The sequence below is a fragment of the Janthinobacterium sp. SUN137 genome (assembly GCF_030587265.1).
Lineage (GTDB): Bacteria > Pseudomonadota > Gammaproteobacteria > Burkholderiales > Burkholderiaceae_D > Janthinobacterium > Janthinobacterium kumbetense.
Map to the genome: position 1 here is coordinate 773,380 of NZ_JAPWHZ010000003.1, position 20,679 is coordinate 794,058.

At 62.7% G+C, this 20,679-nt stretch carries 16 protein-coding genes; 3 read left to right on the plus strand and 13 right to left on the minus strand.

The annotated features are described in order from the left end of the window. Positions 1-116: 116 nt before the first annotated feature. Positions 117-713 (minus strand): hypothetical protein, encoded by a 597-nt coding sequence (locus tag O3298_RS18445; RefSeq protein WP_305060208.1) that lies wholly within the window; start codon positions 711-713, stop codon positions 117-119. Positions 714-774: 61 nt separating this feature from the next. After that, positions 775-1,140, minus strand: a complete 366-nt coding sequence (locus O3298_RS18450) for a helix-turn-helix domain-containing protein (protein ID WP_099380591.1) — start codon at positions 1,138-1,140, stop codon at positions 775-777. A gap of 115 nt (positions 1,141-1,255) precedes the next feature. On the opposite strand from O3298_RS18450, the gene O3298_RS18455 reads away from it, so the two are divergent. After that, the gene (locus O3298_RS18455) at positions 1,256-1,963 is read left to right on the plus strand and encodes a glutathione S-transferase family protein (protein WP_305060209.1); all 708 of its coding nucleotides are present in this window, start codon (positions 1,256-1,258) and stop codon (positions 1,961-1,963) included. A 118-nt stretch (positions 1,964-2,081) separates the two neighbouring features. Then, entirely contained in the window at positions 2,082-4,166 is a 2,085-nt protein-coding gene (locus O3298_RS18460) for a prolyl oligopeptidase family serine peptidase (RefSeq protein ID WP_369811603.1), read from the plus strand. 82 nt (positions 4,167-4,248) lie between these two features. On the opposite strand, the gene O3298_RS18465 is transcribed toward O3298_RS18460, so the two are convergent. The 8 genes from O3298_RS18465 to O3298_RS18500 all read right to left on the minus strand — a co-directional run bounded on the left by O3298_RS18465 (position 4,249) and on the right by O3298_RS18500 (position 13,941). Continuing rightward, positions 4,249-6,303: an esterase-like activity of phytase family protein gene (locus O3298_RS18465; protein ID WP_305060210.1), complete on the minus strand. Its 2,055-nt coding sequence runs from the start codon at positions 6,301-6,303 to the stop codon at positions 4,249-4,251. A gap of 72 nt (positions 6,304-6,375) precedes the next feature. Next, positions 6,376-7,302 (minus strand): AraC family transcriptional regulator, encoded by a 927-nt coding sequence (locus O3298_RS18470; RefSeq protein WP_305060211.1) that lies wholly within the window; start codon positions 7,300-7,302, stop codon positions 6,376-6,378. A gap of 55 nt (positions 7,303-7,357) precedes the next feature. Further along, positions 7,358-8,275 (minus strand): AraC family transcriptional regulator, encoded by a 918-nt coding sequence (locus tag O3298_RS18475; RefSeq protein ID WP_305060212.1) that lies wholly within the window; start codon positions 8,273-8,275, stop codon positions 7,358-7,360. 16 nt (positions 8,276-8,291) lie between these two features. Next, positions 8,292-9,773: a mannitol dehydrogenase family protein gene (locus tag O3298_RS18480; RefSeq protein ID WP_305060213.1), complete on the minus strand. Its 1,482-nt coding sequence runs from the start codon at positions 9,771-9,773 to the stop codon at positions 8,292-8,294. Beyond that, positions 9,773-10,822, minus strand: a complete 1,050-nt coding sequence (locus tag O3298_RS18485) for an ABC transporter ATP-binding protein (protein WP_289916111.1) — start codon at positions 10,820-10,822, stop codon at positions 9,773-9,775. Before O3298_RS18485 ends, O3298_RS18480 begins: the two co-directional genes overlap by 1 nt. A gap of 23 nt (positions 10,823-10,845) precedes the next feature. Further along, entirely contained in the window at positions 10,846-11,664 is an 819-nt protein-coding gene (locus O3298_RS18490; RefSeq protein ID WP_034777945.1) for a carbohydrate ABC transporter permease, read from the minus strand. 10 nt (positions 11,665-11,674) lie between these two features. Next, entirely contained in the window at positions 11,675-12,535 is an 861-nt protein-coding gene (locus O3298_RS18495) for a carbohydrate ABC transporter permease (RefSeq protein ID WP_305057008.1), read from the minus strand. Between the two features lie 101 nt (positions 12,536-12,636). Further along, positions 12,637-13,941 carry a sugar ABC transporter substrate-binding protein gene (locus tag O3298_RS18500; RefSeq protein WP_305060214.1) on the minus strand — a complete coding sequence of 435 codons (1,305 nt, stop codon included), beginning with the start codon at positions 13,939-13,941 and terminating at the stop codon, positions 12,637-12,639. Between the two features lie 310 nt (positions 13,942-14,251). On the opposite strand from O3298_RS18500, the gene O3298_RS18505 reads away from it, so the two are divergent. Next, positions 14,252-15,520, plus strand: a complete 1,269-nt coding sequence (locus tag O3298_RS18505) for a carbohydrate porin (RefSeq protein WP_305060215.1) — start codon at positions 14,252-14,254, stop codon at positions 15,518-15,520. A 79-nt stretch (positions 15,521-15,599) separates the two neighbouring features. On the opposite strand, the gene O3298_RS18510 is transcribed toward O3298_RS18505, so the two are convergent. The 3 genes from O3298_RS18510 to O3298_RS18520 all read right to left on the minus strand — a co-directional run bounded on the left by O3298_RS18510 (position 15,600) and on the right by O3298_RS18520 (position 20,667). Continuing rightward, a complete protein-coding gene (locus O3298_RS18510) occupies positions 15,600-17,966 on the minus strand; it encodes a glycosyl hydrolase family 18 protein (RefSeq protein ID WP_289911892.1) in 2,367 nt (788 codons plus the stop codon). A 112-nt stretch (positions 17,967-18,078) separates the two neighbouring features. Then, positions 18,079-19,536 (minus strand): glycoside hydrolase family 19 protein, encoded by a 1,458-nt coding sequence (locus tag O3298_RS18515; protein ID WP_305060216.1) that lies wholly within the window; start codon positions 19,534-19,536, stop codon positions 18,079-18,081. 288 nt (positions 19,537-19,824) lie between these two features. Then, complete coding sequence (locus O3298_RS18520) at positions 19,825-20,667, minus strand: sulfotransferase (RefSeq protein ID WP_289911894.1); 843 nt, start codon at positions 20,665-20,667, stop codon at positions 19,825-19,827. Positions 20,668-20,679: the final 12 nt, after the last annotated feature.

The window sequence follows — 20,679 nt, forward strand, 5'->3', positions numbered from 1 at the left end:
CTGGCGAAATTGCCTTGCGAATCTGCAAATATTGCAGGCGGCAGCGTGGCCGCAGGGGGATGGCGGGAACGGTGCCGGAACAGCGTGACTGTCCCGGCGGCAAACAACGCGGCGGCTTAGCGCGGCACGTAGCGCCAGTTGGCGTTTTCCAGCATGAAGGTCAGTTCCGTCTTGATGGCTTCCGGACGGCTCGGCACGCTCAATTCTGTATCGCACACCAGATAGCCCGTCTTGCGCTTGACCTCGCACTCGTTGACGGCCTTGACCTGCATGGTGCTCTGCGCTTCCTGCATCTGCACATCCTTGGCCGCTTCCGGATTGCGCGCCACTTCTTCCTTGGCCCAGGCGCGTATCATGGCTTGCGCCTCGGCCGGCGACGGTCCCGCGAACTTGGCATCCTTGCGCTCGACGCCCACCCAGGTACCGTTCTCGTTACGCAACGGCAGCACCATGAAAGCATCGCGCATGCCCCCGCTCATGGCGACCAGGCACACCACTTCGCCCGGCACTTCCTGCGAATCCTGGCAGCCGGTCAAGCTGGTGACCTTGACGGCGATCGGTACCGTCACAGTCGATTGCATTTTGGCCCGGGTCTTGGCCACGCCCACCTGCACGGCGGCGTGGATTTGTTCGAGCGTCGGCATGGTGGCCGCCTGGGCCGGCAAGGCGGCAAACAGGGCGGCGGCGGTCAGGGCGAGGGAAGTCAGGCGCATGGGAATCGAGAGTAGTGAGCAAAGGCCGGCAGTCTAGCACTTTACATAAAGACAGTTGTTTCTATTGAGAATGATCGTCGCCATCGGGCGCGAGAAAGGCGCCGCCCCCGTCCGCCTGTCCGCGCAGGCGCAAGCCGATGGCGCGCAGCATCTCGACCAGCTCCCGCAAGCGCAAGCCCTCGTCCGTCAGCCGGTATTCCACCTTGACGGGCACTTCCGCGTAAATCGTGCGCGTCAGCAAGCCCGCCTCTTCCAGCGCGCGCAAGTCCAGGGTCAGCATGCGCTGCGAGATATTCGGCACGGCGCGGCGGATTTCGCTGAAGCGCTTCGGCCCCGCCATCAGATAGCTGAGCAGCACGATGCGCCAGCGCCCGCCCAGCAATCGCATGGCTTCCTCCACGGCGCAGCCGGAGACATTGTCTTTCATGGTTGGCTTCCCACCTGGTATAAAAAATGTATCTATACCACATTATTCTGCCTTCTTCCAAATAGTAACCATCACGATTAGACTGCCCTTCCCCCATCCCACAAGGAGTATCGACTTGGAAACCACCCTGATCTACAGCGTGCCGTTCGGCTGCTCGTTCGCCGCCATCGCCGCCCTCGAATGGAGCGGCCTGCCGTACCAACTTGCCCGCGTGGAAGCGCGCGACCCGGCCAGCAAACAGCATCCCGCCTTTCTCGCCATCAATCCCCTGGGCCAGACGCCGGCCCTGCTCACGCACGCGGGCACGCCGCTGCTGGAAAGCATGGCGATCCTGCTGCATATCGCCGCGCGCGCACCCAATAGCGGCCTGGGCTTTGCGCAGGGCACGCCGCAATACGACCGCCTGAACAGCGTGCTCTCCTTTTTGCACACGACGTTCCACGCGGCCTTCATGCCCGCCTTCCAGGCGTCGCGCGCGCCGGAAACCGACGCGCGCGCGGCCGTCTGGCGCGAGATGGCCGTCGAGAAGGTCAACAAAAGCCTGGCGCACCTGGAGCGCCTGCTCGCCGGCCGCACCTGGCTCGCTTCCGATACCGCCCCCACCATCGCCGACGCCTACCTGGCCGCCACGGCGCGCTGGGCCGAACCGCTGCAGCTGGCGCGCCTGGCAGACTATCCGGACACGGCACGCGTGCTGGCGGCGCTGGAACAGGACCCCGGCATCCGCTTTGCCCACGCCATCGAGGACGGCTTGCCGGCCACCAGCCAGGGCGGCTTCCTGGGCCACGTGGCGCTCGACCAACTGGCACTGCCGGCCGGCTAACCGGCGGTCAACTCCCGCAGCAGGCGCGTCTTTATTGCTATGATGTCGGGCTGCCGGCGGTACAGCCGGCCACATCAATACCATATCGATAACGTCGTCATAAAAATCGGGAGTTTGAATGAGTTTACGTCTGCTGCTCTTGGGAGCATTCAGTGCCACCATGGCCACCACCGCCGCCGTGCCGGCCCTGGCCGCGCCGCGCGGTTTCACCGTGGAAGACATGGTTGCCATGGAGCGCGTGGGTAGCCCCGTGCTGTCGCCGGACGCCACGCGCGTCGTCTACACGGTGCGCACCACCAACCTGGACAAGAACCGCGGCAACACGCAGCTGTGGATGATCGACCTGCGCGCGCCGAACGCTGCGCCGCGCCAGCTCACGCGCGGCGATGCCAGCGCCAGCGACCCGCAATGGTCGCCGAACGGCGACGCCATCTACTTCCTGTCCGGCCGCTCCGGCTCCTCGCAAGTGTGGCAGCTGCCCCTGAACGGCGGCGAAGCGGCCAAGGTCACCGACCTGGCGCTGGACGTCGACACCTACCGCCTGTCGCCGCAGGGCGACCGCCTGGCCTTCAGCATGGGCGTCTTCCTCGATTGCGCGGACCTCGCCTGCACGAAGAAGCGCCTCGATGACAAAGCGAAAAACAAGGCCAGCGGCATGGTCTACGACCAGATGTTCGTGCGCCACTGGGATACCTGGGCCGATGGCCGCCGCAACGCGCTGTACTCGGCGCCGATCGACGCCACGGGCAAGGTCAGCGCCGCGCCCGTCAGCCTGAGCGGCACCCTCGACGGCGACGCGCCCTCGAAACCGTTCGGCGACAATGGCGAATACCACTTCAGCCCGGACGGCAAGACGGTGGCCTTCTCCGTGCGCGTGGCCGGCCGCACGGAATCGTGGTCGACCAACTTCGACGTCTACACGATTCCTGCCGCCGGCGGCCAGGCGCCGCGCAACCTCACGGCCGACAATCCGGCCTGGGATGCGAAAGCCACCTACTCGCCCGATGGCCGCACCCTGGCCTATGTCGCCATGACCAAGCCGGGCTTCGAAGCGGACCGTTTTCATCTGGTGCTGATGGATGTCGCCACCGGCAAGAAGCGCACCCTGGCCGATGACTGGGACCGTTCCGTGGCCGACTTCCGCTGGACGCCGGACAGCAAGGCTTTCCTCGTCGCCGCCGATGACGTGGGCCAGCACCGCTTGTTCCACATCGACGCGGCCAGCGGCAAGGTCGCTGCGCTGACGGGCAAGGGCGCCGTAGGCGACTTCGACGTGCGCGGCAATACCATCGTGCTGGCGCAAGCCAGCCTGGCCTCGGGCGCGCAGCTGTACACGCGCAAGCTCGACGCGAAGTCGGAAAACGCGCCGATGGTGCAGTTGACGAAGCAGAATGCGGCGGCACTGGCCGACGTGCGTTTCGGCGAATATGAACAGTTCTCGTTCGCGGGCGCGAATGGCGAAACCGTCTACGGCCACGTCATGAAGCCATGGAACGCCAAGGCCGGCGAAAAATATCCGGTCGCCTTTTTGGTGCACGGCGGCCCGCAAGGCAGCTTTGGCAACAGCTGGAGCTACCGCTGGAACCCGCAAGTGTATGCGGGCGCCGGCTACGCCACCGTCTTCATCGACTTCCACGGTTCGACCGGCTATGGCCAGAAATTCACGGATTCCATCAGCGGCGACTGGGGCGGCAAGCCGCTGGTCGACTTGCAGAAGGGCCTGGAAGCGGCCACCAAGAAGTTCCCGTGGCTGGACCGCGAGCGCAGCTGCGCGCTGGGCGCGTCCTACGGCGGCTACATGATGAACTGGATCGCCGGTAACTGGCCGGATGGCTTCAAGTGTCTGGTCAACCACGACGGCGTGTTCGACAACCGCGGCATGGCTTACGCGACGGAAGAACTGTGGTTCACCGAGTGGGAAAACGGCGGCCCGTACTACGACGCGCCGGCCAAGCACGAACAGTTCAACCCCGTCAACTTCGTGAAAAACTGGAAGACGCCGATGCTGGTGGTACAGGGCGACCTGGATTTCCGCATCCCTACCGCGCAAGGCCTGGGCACCTTCACGGCGCTGCAGCGCCAGGGCATCCCGAGCAAGCTGCTGGTCTTCCCGGACGAGAACCACTGGGTGCTGAAACCGGCCAATTCGCTGCTGTGGCATCACACGGTGCTCGATTGGCTCAACACCTACACTAAAAAGTAAGCCTGTTCCAGCGTAAAAAAGCCGCACAGTTCGCACTGTGCGGCTTTTTTTCATCCATCAATTAGGCCAAATCAATACGCCATCAATACGTATTGAGCGCCTTGGCGAACTTCACGATCCACAAGCGGCTAGGACGCTCGCGGTCGTCGCCGCGCGCCACGCGGATGGTGTTGGCGGCGTTGCAGCCGGCCGCGCTGCTGGTGACGATGGTGCCGTTGGCATCGACCGTGCACTTCGTGACGTCAGCGCCATCGACTTCCACGCCATTCGCGTCAAAGATCTTCGTCTTCAGGCCGAAGTCATTGTCGTTGGCCAGCGCGATGGTGGAGTCGTCGATCAGGGTCAGGCCTTCCGCCTTTTCCGCCGCCCAGCCGATGGCGTTCAAGTCCAGCAGCAGGGTTTTCTTCAGCGGCGTGACGGCGGCCCAGTCGGCGCCGTTGACGCCAGCACCGCCCATGCTGCTCTTCTCCAGGTCGGACGTCGTCGCGTTGAAGGCGGCGGCGGAAATGTCCGTGGCGCCCTTCAATTCGACCAGCATCAGTTTATTGAAGACCTTGCCCGACGGCGCGGCGCCCTGCTCGATGACGAGGAATTTGCCGCCGCCCAGCGCCACCATGTCGCCCAGCTTGGCGTTGCCCGTGCGGCCATCCTGGTAGTCGGCCGCATTGAGCGGATACGCATACATCTTGCCGCTGGTGCCCGTCACCGGGTCGAATTCGATCCAGCGCGTGAAGCGGGCGAAGCGCTCCACCTGCTCCGCCTTCTTCGTCACCGAATACATGGCCGTGCCGTCGCTCAAGGGGCTTTGCAGGAAGGCGTACAGCTTGTCGTTGCTCGCATCGAGGGTCATGCCCTCCATGCCGCGGTTCGCGCGGCGCTTGGCGAACAGGGTTGGCAAGCCCTTGCCCGGTTCGTACTTGGCCTGGATGACGCCCGTAGCGGCATCGATCTTGATGATGAAGGGGCCGTATTCGTCCGAGACCCACAGCGCATTGCGCTTCGCATCGACGACGATGGCTTCCGAATCGAGGCCGCCCGCGTTGAAGACGGCCTTGCCGCTAGCATCGAACTTCATCGCATCCATGACGGGAATCTCGGCCGAATTGCCGACCGCGCCCACGGGCACGGGCAAGCCCGAGCTGTTGACGGCGGCCGACACCTTGATCGGCGTGCTCGATGCCAGCACGGCGCCGTTCTTGCCCACCGTGATCACGCCAAACGACGGGGTAAAACTGGGCGACGGGAAGATCTTGCTGCCGATGGTGCCCTTGCCAGAAGGGTCGGGTACCAGCGGGCCGTCGCCGTTCGGGCCGCGGTCCGTCAAGCCATAGAATTCCAGGTCGCCGGCCGCATTCTTGCCCTTGTAGGCCAGGCCCGAGCCGTACGACGGCAGGAAGCCGTTCGGGAATTCGCCCTTGATCTTCGCGTTCGCGCCTTCGTACGGCACGTAGAATTTATCGGCCGCCTGGATCTGGTAGCGCGTCACGGTCACTTTCACTTCGCCCACCGGATTGGCTTGCGTCAGCGCTTCATTGACGGGCGCGCCCGCTTTCGAAGCCAAAGTGTCTTCGAAATGCTCGCGCACGAGGGCGCGGCGCTCCGCATCGACCGTGCGGCCGGCGAATTTCGCGCCCACCGTTGCCAGATGCGCGGCCAGGGCCGCGTTGAAAGCTGCCGGGGCGGCGGCGAAGTCCAGGGTCTTGCCGGCCAGCGCAGCCTTCACTTCGGCCGTCAGCCTGATGCCGTTCGACGGATCGCTGTCATCGTCCAGCAATTGCAGCGCCAGCAGGCGGTTGACGACCTTGTCGTCCGCCACATTCGTGCTGGCGGCCAGCGCCAGCGGCGTGACGACGGCGCCGCACGGCGCCGAGCCCAGGGCCAGGCCGCCCACGCTGAAGGCGACCGTCTCGCCCGGATTGCAAACGAATTCGCCCTTGGCATTGGTGCTGGCCTTGGCCGCGCTGCCCGCCACGTAATCGAGTCCTTCCACCGCGCCATCGAGGAACACGCCCGTCTGCGCCACGGGCTTGGAAGGCTCCGCCGGCGGATTGTCGCTGCCGCCGCACGCGGCCAGGGCCAGGCCGGCGGCGATGGCCAACAGGGTCAGTTTCGGGATAGGCGTTACGGCAGTATTCATGCATTCCTCGGCTAAGGTGGGTGGAGTAGCCGTGGAGCATAACTAATCAAAGTGACAAGGCAATGACAGCGGCTAGGCCTGTGGCATATCCGCCACGGGCCCGCCGATGCCGCCAAAACGGCCATCGGCCTGGCGCCGGAATTGCTTCGGCGTGACGCCCTTCACCTGCAGGAAGCGGCGGTTGAAGTTGGCCACGTTCTGGAAACCCACGTCGTAGCAGACGTTCGACACATACTGGTCCGTATCCATCAGCAGTTGGCACGCCTTGTTGATGCGCAGCCGGCTGATGAAATCCGTAAAACTGTTACCCGTCGCCTTGCGGAAGAAGCGCGAGAATTTGCTCAGCGACATGCCCACCTGCTCGGCCAGCATTTCCGCCGAAATCGGCTCGCGGTAATTGTCCGTGATGTAGTTGAGGACGGAATTGACCTTGGCCAGAGTCGCATCGTCGTCGTACGAACGCAGGGAGGCGCTCGACAGCAAGCGGTAGTTGGCCGTGCGCGCCAGTTTGCTCATCAGTTGCACGAATTCGGCGAAACGCTCGGCGCCATGCGTGACGCGGATGCGCGCCAGGTGCCGCTCCGCTTCCGCGCCCATGTCGAAAAACTCCACGCCATAGCTGGAGCGCTCCAGCAGCGGCAACAGCTCGCGCAATTCGGGAATGACGCGCGCGGCGCCCGCCAGCGGCGCGTGGGCGAATTGCACGATCATGTCGCGCAGGGCCACGCCGCCTTCCGGCATCACGTTGGAAATCCAGTTGTGCGGCAGGCGCGGGCCCGTCAGCACCAGGTGGCCGGGCGAAAACTCGCCGATATAGTCGCCCACGAACAATCGCCCGCTGGTGGCGACGATCAGGTGCAGCTCGTACTCTTCATGGCAGTGCCAGCGCACGCGCGAGCTGGGATAGCCGTGTTCCAGGTAATTGATGATGCCGTCATAGCTTTCGCGTTCCAGTTCGGGCGCCTTGCGCTCGCTGTCCTTCTGCCACAGGTGTTCCATGCTCGTCTCTCCCAGGCTGTCCCCGCCTGTGCCATCCAATGTACCTCAAAAAGCCTCACTCGCCAAAACGGCCCAGCGCCTGCTGGCGAAACTCCTTCGGCGTCATGCCCTTCAATTCCAGGAAGCGCCGGTTGAAATTGGCCACGTTGTTGAATCCCGCCTCGTAGCAGATGTTGCTGACATAGCGCTCCGTCTCCATCAGCAGCTGGCACGCCTTGTTGATGCGCAGGCGGTTGACGAAGTCCGTGAAGCTGTTCCCCGTGGCGTGGCGGAAGAAGCGCGAAAACGTCCGCTCGGGCATGTCCACCTGCTCGGCCAGCTGTTTCAGCGAAAACTGGCTGCTGTAATTGTGCACGATGAAGTTGATGGCGGAGCTGATGCGCGCCAGGGCCACGTCGTCGTCGCTCGACTGCATCGGCACCATCGACAGCAGCTGGTAGTCGCTGGTCTGCGCCAGTTCGCCCAGCAGGCTCAAAAATTCGATCAGGCGCGGCAAGCCGCTGCAGTCGCGGATGCGCCGGAAGCGCCGCAGCGACTGTTCGCTGACGCCAAAGAATTCCACGCCGTGCAGGGCGCGCTGCAGCAGCGGGAAAATATCCTTCAACTCGGGCATGGCGGCGGCCATCGACGCCAGCGGCGCGTGCGAAAACTGGATCACCATGTCGCGCAAGGCCACGCCTCCCGGGGGCGTGCCGAGCGACACCCAGTTGTGCGGCACGCGCGGCCCCGTCAGCACCAGGTGGCCGGGCGCGAACTGGCCGATGTAGTCGCCGACAAACACCTTGCCGCTGCTCTCGACGATCAGGTGCAGCTCATACTCGTCGTGGTAATGCCAGCGCACCAGCGAATTCGGAAAGCCGTGCTCCAGGTAGCGGATGAAGCCGAAACTGCCTTTCGGCTCGAAGCCGGGCGTGGCGTCGCGCTGCTGTTCCAGCTCCATCTGCGGCTGTGGATACTCTGCCTTGCGTTGCATGGCGCGCCCTCCCCCGTCAGGCGACGATCTGTTCCAGCACCGCGCGCGCGCCCAGCCCGTACAGGCTGGCCAGCGACTGCCCCACCGCCTGCGTGAAGGCGGGTGTGTCGCTCAGGTCGCCGAACAGCTCGCGCAAGGACAGCAGCGCCGCGGCGTCCGCGCCGCCCTGCAGCGCCAGCGCGCGCAGGCGCACCGCGTACGGATCGTTCAGCGGCATCTCGCGTCCCTGCTCGTCGTGGCCTTCCAGGTAGCGGAACCAGCACGCCACGGTAAACGCCAGCAGCGTGATGGCGCCGCCCCGGGCCAGCGCTTCGCGCACGGACGGCAGCACGAATTTCGGGATGCGCGCCGAACCTTCCGTGCCGATGCGCGCCAGCTGGTCGCGCACGGCCGGATTCGAAAAGCGCTCGATCAGGGTGTCTTTGTAGCTGTCCAGGTCTATGCCTTCCACTTCGTCGAGCAAGGGCGTGACTTCGTCATCCATCATGCGCCGCACGAGCGCGCGGATGCCAGAATCACCCATCGCTTCATGCGCAAACGTGTAACCGAGCTGCATGCCAATGTAGCACAGGGCCTGGTGGCTGGCATTGAGCAAGCGCAGCTTCATCTTTTCATACGGCAGCACGTCGTGCGTCATCTGCGCGCCCACCTGTTCCCAGGCCGGCCGGCCCTGCGGGAATTCGTCTTCGATGACCCACTGGCGGAACGGCTCACACACGACGGGCCAGGCGTCGACGATGCCGAAGGTCTCGCGCACGAGCGCCCGGTGTTCGTCCGTGGTGGCCGGCGTTATGCGGTCGACCATGCTGTTGGGGAAGCTGCCATGCGTGGCCAGCCAGCGCGCCAACTCCACGTCGCGCAGGGCGACAAAGGCCAGCAGCATCTTGCGCGTCACGTCGCCATTGTTTTGCAGGTTATCGCAGGACATGATGGTAAACGGCGCCAGGCCACGCTGGTGGCGCAGGGCCAGCGCCGCGGCCAGGTAGCCGAACGAGCAGCGCGGCGCCTCCGGGTGCGCCAGTTCGTACGCAATGTCGGCATGACCGGCGTCAAACTCGCCCGTGCCCTGGTTCACGTAATAACCGCCTTCCGTGATGGTCAGCGCGACGATGCGCGTGCCGGGGTCGGCCAGCTTATCCAGCACGGCTTGCGGCTCGTCGGGCGCATACAGGTATTCGGCGATGCTGCCGATGATGCGCGCGCTATCGCCGGCCGCGCTGCGCTCGACCACCGTGTACAAGCCATCCTGCGCCTGCATGGCGTCGCGCATGGCCGCGTCATGCGCCAGCAAGCCCACGCCGCAATAGCCCCACTGCGCATGCTCCTGGCCTTGGAGCGCCAGCAAGTCGTCGAGGTACACGGCCTGGTGGGCGCGAAAAAAACCGCCCACGCCGATATGCACGATGCTGGGCACGAGCGCGCCGCGCGCAAACGCTGGCACGGCCACGGTCCCTGGCAACTGCGCCAGGTTTGCCTGGTTCAAGGCGATGGCGTCCATTACAGCACTCCTTTCGCCGCCGCGTAGGTCTTGCCGGCGCGGTCGAAATAATGCACGAAGCCCGGCTCGAACGTCAGGTGCGTCTGCTGGCCCGGCTGCAGGCTGCTGCGCTCCGCGCCGCGCGACACCACCTGCACATTGTTCGGCAGGCGCACATAGGTGAGGGTTTCCACGCCCAGCGATTCGACCAGGTCGACGGTGACGGGCACGCTGCCCGGCTGTGCCGCCCCCAGGTGCACGTGCTCGGGGCGGATGCCGACAAAACCATCGGCCTGCGCCGCGCTGCCCGCCTGCGCCAGCAGCTGCGGCGCCGCGTCGGCCGGCACCACGTTCATGCTGGGCGTGCCGATGAATTGCGCGACGAAGCGGTTGGCGGGACGGTCGTACAGTTCCAGGGGCGAGCCATGCTGCTCGATCTGCCCGTCGCGCAGCACCACCACGCGGTCGGCCAGGGTCATCGCCTCGACCTGGTCGTGCGTGACATAGATGGTGGTGGCGCCCAGCTCGCGGTGCAGCTTGGCGATCTCGATACGCGTCTGCACGCGCAGGGCCGCATCGAGGTTGGACAGCGGTTCATCGAACAAGAACACTTTCGGGTCGCGCACGATGGCGCGGCCGATGGCCACGCGCTGGCGCTGGCCGCCCGACAATTCTTTGGGCGTGCGCTCCAGGTACTTCCCCAGGTCGAGGATGGCGGCCGCCTTGTCGACTTTTTCGCGGATGATGGCCGGATCGACGCCGGCCAGTTTCAGCGCGAACGACATGTTCTGGAACACCGTCATGTGCGGGTACAGCGCATACGACTGGAACACCATCGCCAGGTCGCGCTTGGACGATGGCAGGGCCGTGATGTCGCGCCCGTCGAGCGACAGCTTGCCGCCGTCGATCGGTTCGAGGCCCGCGATCAGGCGCAGCAGGGTTGATTTACCGCAACCCGACGGCCCCACGAAGACGACGAACTCGCCCTGCCGGATTTCCAGGTCGATGCCCTTGATGGCGCGGTGCTCGCCAAAGAATTTCTCGATATTGCTCAGTTGAAGGTAAGCCATGATGTGTATCTCTATTCTGTAGTTTATTTGACTGCGCCAAAGGTCATGCCCTGCACGAGCTGTTTTTGGCAGAACCAGCCCAGCGCCATGATGGGCGCGATGGCCATCAGGGAAGCGGCCGACAATTTCGCCCAGAACAAGCCTTCCGGGCTCGAATATGAGGCGATGAGCCAGGCCAGGGTGCCCGCGTTGGACGCGCCCAGGTTCAGCGACCAGAACGATTCATTCCACGACCACACCATGCACACGAGGGCCGTGGAAGCGATGCCGCCCACGGACAGGGGCAGCACGACGTGGCGGAATTCGTCCCACACGGTGGCGCCATCCATGCGCGACGCTTCCAGGATTTCGCGCGGCAACTCCTTCATGCTCGTGTACAACAGCCAGATCATGATGGGCAAATTCATCAGCATGAACATGATGGTCAGGCCGATGCGCGTGTCGAGCAGGCCGAAGTACTGGTAGCAGATATAGATCGGCATCAAGGCGCCCACGCCGGGCATGTAACGCGAGCTGAGCATGAATTTCAGCAAGCCGATGGTGCCGCCCGTGGGAAAGAAAGCCATCGAATACGCGGCCGGGATGGCAATCAGGAGGCCGATGGCCGTCGACAGCACGCTGGTAAACAGCGAGTTCCACGCGTAGCCGAAGTAATTGTCGCGCGCCAGCACTTCGCGGAAGCTGTCGAGCGTCGGCGTGAAGAACAGCAGCGGCGGCGTGGAAATGGCTTGCCCTTCCGTCTTGAAGGCCATCAGGCCCAGCCAGAAGATGGGGAAGAACAGCAGCAGCGCGAACAGCCAGGCGGCAGCCGTGCGGCCATATAAGTTAAGTTTGCTATGCATCAAGGTCTCCTTATTTCGACAGATTCTTGCCGATGACGCGCATCAGGAAGAAGGCGGCGATGTTGGCGATGAGCACGGCGAACAGGGCGCCGGCCGAGGCCGCTCCCACGTCATAGGACAGCAGTGCCTGCTGGTAAATCATGAAAGTGATGGTGGTCGTGTCGAAGCCGGGACCGCCGCCCGTGGTGGTAAAGATTTCCGCAAAGATCGACAGCAAGAAGATCATTTCGATCATCAGCACCACCGAGACGGCGCGTCCCAGGTGGGGAATGTAGAGGTAGCGCAACTGCTGCAGATACGTGGCGCCATCCATGCGCGCCGCTTCCAGCTGTTCCCGGTCCATCGATTGCAGCGCCGTCATGAAGATCAGGCAGGCAAACGGCAGCCATTGCCACGAAACCATCATGATGATGGAAAACAGGGGGTGGGCCGACAGCCAGTCGACGGGCGTGGCGCCAAAGAACAGGCTGATCTGCGCGAACAGGCCGTAGATCGGGTTGAGCAGCATGTTCTTCCACATCAGGGCATTGACGGCCGGCATGACGAGGAACGGCGAAATCAAGAGCACGCGCACGACGGCGCGCCCCGGAAACGCTTCATTGATCAGCAAGCCCAGCGCCGTGCCCAGCACCACCGTGATCAGCATGACGGAAAACAGCAGGGTAAACGTGTTCTGCAGGGCCGGCAGGAACGAGGCATCCGTAAAGAAAAAGTGGAAATTGGCCAGGCCATGGAAAGGATGGCCGCTGGGATCGAGCATGGAATAACGCACGAACGAGTAATACAGGGTGATCAGCAGCGGGATCACGGAAATGACGGAGACGGAGACCACGGCCGGCGTCAGCAAAGTCCGGGGGATAATGCGTTTCATAGGATACTCTTGGGACGTGAGGGAGTGACGGCCCGCTGAACAGCAAGGCCGATCACATCACCTGTTGACAAAGCAAATGGCACAGCAAGACCGGAGACGTCTTATTTGTAGTACCCGCCTTTGCGCATTTCTCTTTCAGCCGTCTGCTGCGACAATTCCAGCGCCTGGTCCACCGTCACCTTGCCCAGCAGCGCCGCCGCCATCTGCTGGCCGGCCGCCACGCCGATCACCTGGAATTCGGGAATCGACGCAAATTGCACGCCCACGTACGGCGACGGCGGCAAGGTGCTTTGCACGGCGCGCGTGGTGGCCAGGGCCTTGCCTTCGGCGGCGGCAAACTTCGCCACTTTCTGGAATTCGGGGCTCGCATACGTCGACTTGCGCGTGCCAGTCGGCACGTTGGCCCAGCTCGTTTCCTTGGCAACCAGTTTCACGTAGTCGGGCGAGGTGGCCCAGTTGATGAAGCGCTGCGCCTCGTTCGGGTGCTTCGAGCTGGACGGGATGGCAAGCGACCAGATCCACAGCCAGTTGGCGCCCCGCTCCGTCACGCCCACGGGCGACTGGGCGAACGCCACCTTGTCGGCCACCTTGCTTTGCTTGGGGTCGGTGATGAAGGAAGCGGCGATGGTCGCGTCGATCCAGATGCCGCACTTGCCCTGGTTAAACAGCGCCAGGTTTTCATTGAAGCTGTTGGCGGCCGCGCCCGGCGGGCCGTATTTCTTCATCAGGTCGACATACATATTGACCGCGTCTTTCCACGGCTTGCTGGTAAATTGCGGCTTCCATTGCATATCGAACAACTGGCCGCCATAGGAATTGGCCATGGTGGTGATCAGCGCCATGTTGTCGCCCCAACCCGGCTTGCCGCGCAGGCAGATGCCGTACACGCCGTTGGCCGGATCGTGCAGCTTGGCCGCCACGTCACGCAACTGGTTCCAGGAAGAACGGTCCTCGATCGTCACGCCGGCTTTTTTCACCAGGTCGCTGCGGTACATGATCATCGAGCTTTCGCCATAGAACGGCGACGCGTACAGCTTGCCGTCGCCGGAGAGGCCTTCGCGTATGGCGGGCAGCAAGTCGTCGATATCGTATTTGGCGTCAGGCTTGATGGGGATCAACCAGTTTTTCTTACCCCAGATGGGCGTTTCATACAGGCCGATGGTCATCACGTCGAACTGGCCGCCCTTGGTGGCAATATCGGTGGTCATGCGCTGGCGCAAGACGCCCTCTTCCAGGGTCACCCATTTGAGCTTGATGTCGGGATTGGCCTGCTCGAAGAACTTGCTGAGCTTTTGCATTTCGATCATGTGGCCATTGTTGACGGTGGCGATGACGAGGTCGGTTGCGGCGAAGGCGGACGAACTGAGGAAGCCGGCGCACAGCGCGGCAATGGCGGAACGTTTCATTGTGTGTCTCCAGTGTTTTTTGTCGTTGGCAATGCTCAGGTACTTAGCACCACGACCACAATGTAGCACCAGACTTTGATACTTTCTGATACTCCAAAACCGCAATTCGATACTCCTTTGCAAGCCCACTATGCGCAGGAGTATCGACATTGGATAAAAACAACACTTTGAAAGAAAGTATCGTCACTTGTTCGTTTTGTATCAGGGTGGTTAAAAAAGCGCTGCTAGACTTGGTTTTCGGCATTAGACCGTGTGCGGTGACAGCCTTCCGGGGCGCTACCGCTACCACCTACATTTTTCTGGAGACCGCATGAACCGCACTGCCTTGAAAACCTTGCCTGCCCTGCTCCTCGCCATCGCCAGCGCTTCCGCCATGGCCGACCCGATGTACCCATCCGACTCCGAAGGCTTCCACGGCTACCTGCGCGCCGGCGCCGGCAGCAATACGTCGGGCGACGGCGGTTCGCAAGGCTGCTTCGGCCTGGGTGGCAATACCATGAAATACCGTCTGGGCAATGAGTGCGACGCCTACACGGAATTCGGCTACACCAAGTCCGTCGCCAAGTCCGGCGGCGTGAACTACCTGGCCACCATCTGGGTCAACGCTTATGCGCCAAACTCGGATTTCGGCGACAACAAGCTGGGCATCGTCAAGGCCTACGTCGAAGCGCAGGGACTCGATTTCCTGAACGGCGGCACGGCCTGGATCGGCAAACGCTTCTACTACCGTCCTGACATCCACATGCTGGACTTGCAATACATCAATATGAATGGCACGGGCGCCGGCCTGGACCGCATTCCCGCTGGCCCGGGTAAATTCTCGTACGCCTTCTTCAAGGACAACGACGTCAAGGTCGCGTTGCCGAACGGCGGCGTCAACACCAAATCGGCCGTGCGCCAGAACTTCATCTACGGCGAGATTCCCGTCAATGAAAACGGTACCCTGGACCTGGCCGCGACCTACATCATCGGCGAAGGCAAGGATGACGTCGCCACTGGCAAGCGCAATAATGGCTGGCAGCTGTCGGCCTTCCACCGTCAAGGTAAAGTGTTTGGCGGCGGCAACACCTTCGGCGTGCAGTACGGCGTCGGTCCCGGCACGGGCAAGGGCGCGCAGTTCGGCGCTTCGGGCGACACCAGTTTCGGTTCGGACGTCAAGCGCACGCGTATCTTCAATGACATGGCGATCCAGCCGATGGCCAACTTCGGCATGGAATTCGTCGCCCTGTGGCAAAAAGACGAGTCGAACGCCAACGGTTCCTCGACCTGGACCTCGGTTGGCGTGCGCCCTGTGTACGCATTCACCGACAACTTCAAGCTGGTGGGCGAACTGGGCACGGACCGCGTGACGCAAGCGGGCGGCCTGCCGGCCAAGCGCCTGACCAAGCTGACCATCGCGCCGACGATCTCGGCTGGTCCTGGCCTGTGGTCGCGTCCTGAGCTGCGCGCTTTCGTGACCTACGGCAAATGGAACGATGCGGCCACCGCCTCGGTCAACGCGTCGAACAACGGCGGCCCGATCTACAACAACAATACCAGCGGCACCTCGTACGGCTTCCAGGTCGAGACGTGGTTCTAAGCCAGCTTAGCTAACGCCAGAAACCAAAAAGGGCGGAACCGCGGTTCCGCCCTTCTCTGTTTACATTACCGGATTCAACTTACGGCAGCGCCACCGGCAATTCCGGATACTCTTGCGTCAGCGCATACTTGGTGCCGCCCACGGTGACCGTGTAGTTGGCCGGTCCCGAGATCGGCAAGCGGTAATTCAAGGTCAGCGCCACGGAGCCGCCCGGCGCCAGAGATTGCCAGGCGGGAATCGCAAAGCGGGCCCGGTTGTAGTTCTTCGTGAAGCCGCCGATATTGTTCGGCCCCGTGTAGCCGGCATTGATCACCGTCAAGCCGAAGCCGGACTGGTCGCTCATGTCCGACGGCGCCGAGACGGGATAGTCGAACTCCACCACAGTGCCGCCCGGCAAGGTCGACGCCGTGTTGTTCTTCACCGTCATCACCGGATTGATGGGGAAGTTGTTGTCGCCCAGTTTCCAGCCGCCCAGGGTGATGCTGACATTGGCCGCCGTGCCCGGCATGGCGATTTCGGCGCGCTTGTTGCCATACGCGCCAGCCGTGCGGAAAGCCTGGTACAGCACGTCCGTCAGGGTGGTGCCCATGAAATACTCGCCCTTGCCGCCGTTGCGCGTGGCATCCCACGCATAGTCACCCGCCATTTCCCAGATCATTACGCCGCCGATATTGTTGTTGACGATGTACTGGGCCTTGGCCGCGATCGACTGCGTGGTTTCCGTGGAAATGAATACTTTCTTGGTCGCATTCCACAGCCACGGCGCCACCATGGTGCTGCTGTAATACGGCACATAGGTGCCCACCAGCGCCTTGTCCGTGACTTTATAGGCATCGAGGTAGCTCGGCACAATACCGTTCTGCAAGTTCAGCGCATGCCAGATGGGGTTGCCGCCGCCTGGCGTCGGTTTGCCCTGCGAATCCAGGTCGTACCACACGTTGTCGATGCCGGTGGCGCCCGTGCCGCACGTCTTGGTGCCGGCACACGTGACCGTGGAACTGATCAACGGCGTCGTGCCCCACAAGCCATTCGTGCCACCCGTCACATCCTTCCAGCCCCGCGTGTAGAACGGCACGCCGATATTGATGCGCCCCGCCTGCATGGCGCCACGGTAATAGCGGTAGGCCCAGTCCGTATTCAGATAGCCGATATTCTGGAACTGGTAGGCGTTGCCGGCGCGCAACTCACCGTCGTTGCCGTCGTCAAACAGCGCCGCGTTCGGTCCCACGTACTGGTTCCACGCGCCGTGCAAGTCATACGACATCAGGCTGGCGTAATCGAGATATTTCAATCCCGACATGTTTTCCTCGCCCCGCAAGACCCAGCCCGAGGCGGAACCGGCGATGGTCAGCAGGTAATATTTATTGTCCTGCACGGCCGCTTCGTCGAGCTTCTGGCGCAGCACTTTCAGCAGCACGTTGTAGCTCGTCATCAGGCCGGCCAGGCGCGGTTTCGAGACGGCGAAGTCGTTCGGATTGCCCGCTTCATTGTTGGTGGTCGGATGTTCGTAATCGACATCGACGCCATCGAAGAAGTTGTATTGGCGCACGAAGGCCACCATGGAATCGGCCAGGGTGTTGATGCCGGCCGTGTTGATGCTGCCGTCCGCGTTCGTCGTGGCCGTATAGAAGCCGCCGCTGCCGGCCCAGCCGCCCACGGAAATCATCAGTTTCACGCCCGGATACTTCTTCTTGTATTGCGACAGCAAGTTGAAGTGGCCCTTGTACGGCAGCGACGGGTCCATGGCGGCGGCAGGCACGTTCGGCCACGTGAGGCCCGTATCGGGATTGGCCGCGCCGCTGCCGATGGCGATTTTTGACGTGGCCGGATCGACGGAGGCAAACGCATAGTTCAAGTGGGTGATCTTGTCCCACGGCAAATTGTTCACCAGGTAAGTCGGACTGCCATCGGCGCCCGTGCGCCAGCTGGCGAAATAGCCGACGATGCGCCGGTTCAAGCCATTGCCCAGCACTTCACGGCCATTCGCGTCGTACACCTTGCAATACGGCACATTCGGCACGGCCGAGATCAAGCCGTCCGGACGGCAAGCCGTGGGAGTTGGCGTCGGTGTCGGGGTCGGGGTCGGGGTCGGGGTCGGCGTTGGGGTCGGTGTCGGTGTCGGTGTCGGCGTTGGCGTCGGTGTCGGCGTTGGCGTTGGCGTCGGTGTCGGGGTCGGCGTTGGCGTCGGGGTATCCGTCACGGCCCATGGGCCCCACTGGTCGGTGGCGCTGGGGACATTGCCCTGCGTCCACCACTTGGCCTTGTAGGTGACGCCCTGGTACAGCACGCACTGGCCGCCCGTGTAGACGGTGGCGGCATCCCAGACGGCGCACGCTTCCGCGGCGGCCAGCAAGGTGTTGGGCGTGGCGGTCGTGCCTTCCTGCCCGCCGCCGCAAGCGACGAGCACGCCGCTGAGCAGGGCCATCAATAATGCATTCGATTTCATGTTGTATTGGTCTCCGTTATGGTTGTACAGGTTGTACGTTGTGAGCTGTTGCAGGCCCCTGAAGGGGCTCTTGTCAACTGTTATCCCTGGCCGGCTATTCCTGCATTTACTGCTACTGCAACTTCACATTCCAGTTGGCTTCCACGCATTTCACGTAGTTTCCGGCCAGCAAGGCGCTGTACGGGGTTTGGTAACTGACCAGCTGGCATTGGTTCTCGCCACCCGCGCTCCAGTTCTTTTCCCAATAGATGTTGTAGGAGGCGGAACTGGCCGGGGTGAAGCGCTGCATATTGGCGCATGACAATTGTTCGCCGGAATAATCCCAGCCCATGTCGGCGGCAAATTGCTTGTAGTAATCGATGCGGTTTTGCGCGGCCTGCTTTTCCGTGCCCTGCCCGCATTCGGCGTTGATGATCATGATGGTGGTGGCAAAGTTATTGCCGGCGCCAGCCGTCGTATCGGCCGCGTTCGGCACCCACGTGCCATCGAGCACATGCAGCATCGACGGTTTCGGCGGTTGCGGATAGACAAAGAAGAACGTGGCCGACGCCAGGTTCAGCCACGTCGAGGCCACCAGGTCCGGATTTTTCAGCAGCACGGATTGATCGCCGTCATGCATGGCTTGCGAAAACGGCCCATAGTTGTAGTTGTACGACAGCTGCTTGGCGCCACGGCCGAAATATTTCTTGAAGCTGCCGTCGGCATTCTTGCCGCAGGTCCACACCTTGTTGAAGACGGGGTCGGCGCACTCGATGTTGTAGCCGCAGCCGGCGCCCGTTTCGTCGCAGCCCAGTTCGCGCAAATACTTCAAGCCCTGGCGCCATTGCGGCAGCGGGCTGCTGGCGTTGTGGTCGCCCGTTTCCTGCCCGAAGTGGGCAAACATGGTCGCCAGGCTGTGGCGGCAGATGGCGTCCGCATTGCGCCCGTCGCTGTAGTCGTCGCACACGGCGGGGAACTTGGCCACCGCTTGCAGGAAGCGCTGATACGTATAGCTGGCGTCGCGCGCGGCAAAATAGTAATCCCACTTCGCCGCCGGCAACAGGCGCTCGACGCGCTTGACATTGAGGGGATTGCTGGTCAGGCCGGGCTGCACGGCTTCGACGGCCGCATTGCCCAGGGTGCGGATCGAGGCCTTGACCTTGCGGAAGAAATCGTTATTCGTCAGCGCCGCCTCGTTCGCTTCGGCCTGGGCCTTGGTGGGAATGCCGGGCGTAGGCGTAGGCGTGGGTGTTGGAGTGGGCGTCGGGGTGGGAGTCGGTGTCGGGGTCGGCGTGGGAGTCGGTGTCGGCGTGGTGCTATCGAGGCTCCACGGCCCCCACTGGTCGTTGTTCGGCGCCGTGCCCTGCACCCACCATTTGGCCCGGTACACCTTGCCGTCGTAGACGGCGCACTGGCCCGCCGTGTAGACGGCAGCGGCGCTCCAGGCCGCGCAACTGTCGCTGGCGGCCGTGGCGGCCAGCAGGGTCGATGGGGGTTCGGTGGTGGAATTGCCGCCGCAAGCGAGCAGCGCGCTGCCCAGCAGGCCAGCCATCAAAGGCGAGGCCAGCCGGCTAATTTGCCGTGTCTTCACAATGTCTCCTGAACGTTATACGAAAACTATCGAAGTAGCTTTTATGTTGTACGTAAAGAAAGCACAGCGAAGCGTCGGCTTTCTGCACAGAGAATGCGACGCTAAAAATTGGTAGTCAAGTGGTTTTATATAACGGTGTTTTTTACAATACCAGTGACTTCAGGCGGTCTGGCCACGCTGTGGCAGACGAAGAATGAGGAAAGGAAAAAAAGAAGATTCCGCGAGCGGTACAGGCAATACCGCGCAAGCGATGGCGCGGCAAGTGGTATTAGCACTGCCGCGCCAGAATCAGGCCGGTTTCGGTGCCGCCTGCACTCTTTCCGGATAATACAGCTCATAAAACCAGCCGTACGCACTTTCAATTTGCGCCTGGATGCGCGGCGGAATCGCATGCTGTTTGGGCGCACTGATGGTGGCTTGCTGGCGGTGCGTGTATTTCATGCGGTAGTGGCTGTCGCTTTCCTGGATGCCGACCGCCAGCGCCTGCGGGTCGATCTGGAAGGGCGCCAGCCCCAGCCATGTATACAAGTGCGACATGCATTCCACTGGCCGCGCCATCAAGTCCTCGAAGCGCACGAAATACAGTTTCTGCTGCACCTCGATGGGCAGGTCCAGCACGGCATGCAGCGAACTCAATGGGGCACCGATGGTGCGGTCCTTGGCAAACAGCATGTCGGCCCGCCCCAGGCGGTCGAAATCGGCCAGGTGATCGACGAAGTCGAGCAGGATGGTGCGCTGGTGCTGGGCTTCGATGGAGCCGTAGACTTGCCCCAGTTCGCGCACGCAAACGATGATTTTCGCTTCCGGCGCCAGTTGCAGCAGCATTTCCACGCAGTGCAGCCAGGCGCGGTTCTTGTCGACCACGCCCTGCTTGCCGCAGTCCTGGTACCAGCCACGCAAGAAACCCTGCATGGCCGTTTTCAGGTGACCGTAGCTGGTCTCGAATGTCGTATCGAGTTGCGACAGGAAGAAAGCATCGTCGCTGACCATGCGCCGCATGCCCAGCAAGGCGTTGCACAGAGGCGAACTATTGCCTTCGCAATGCAGGTCGGGATGCTGCGCCAGCAACTGGCACAGCAAGGTGGAACCGGCGCGCGGCAGGCCGGCCACGCCGATGAAATTGGATGTCATGCGATTGTACTT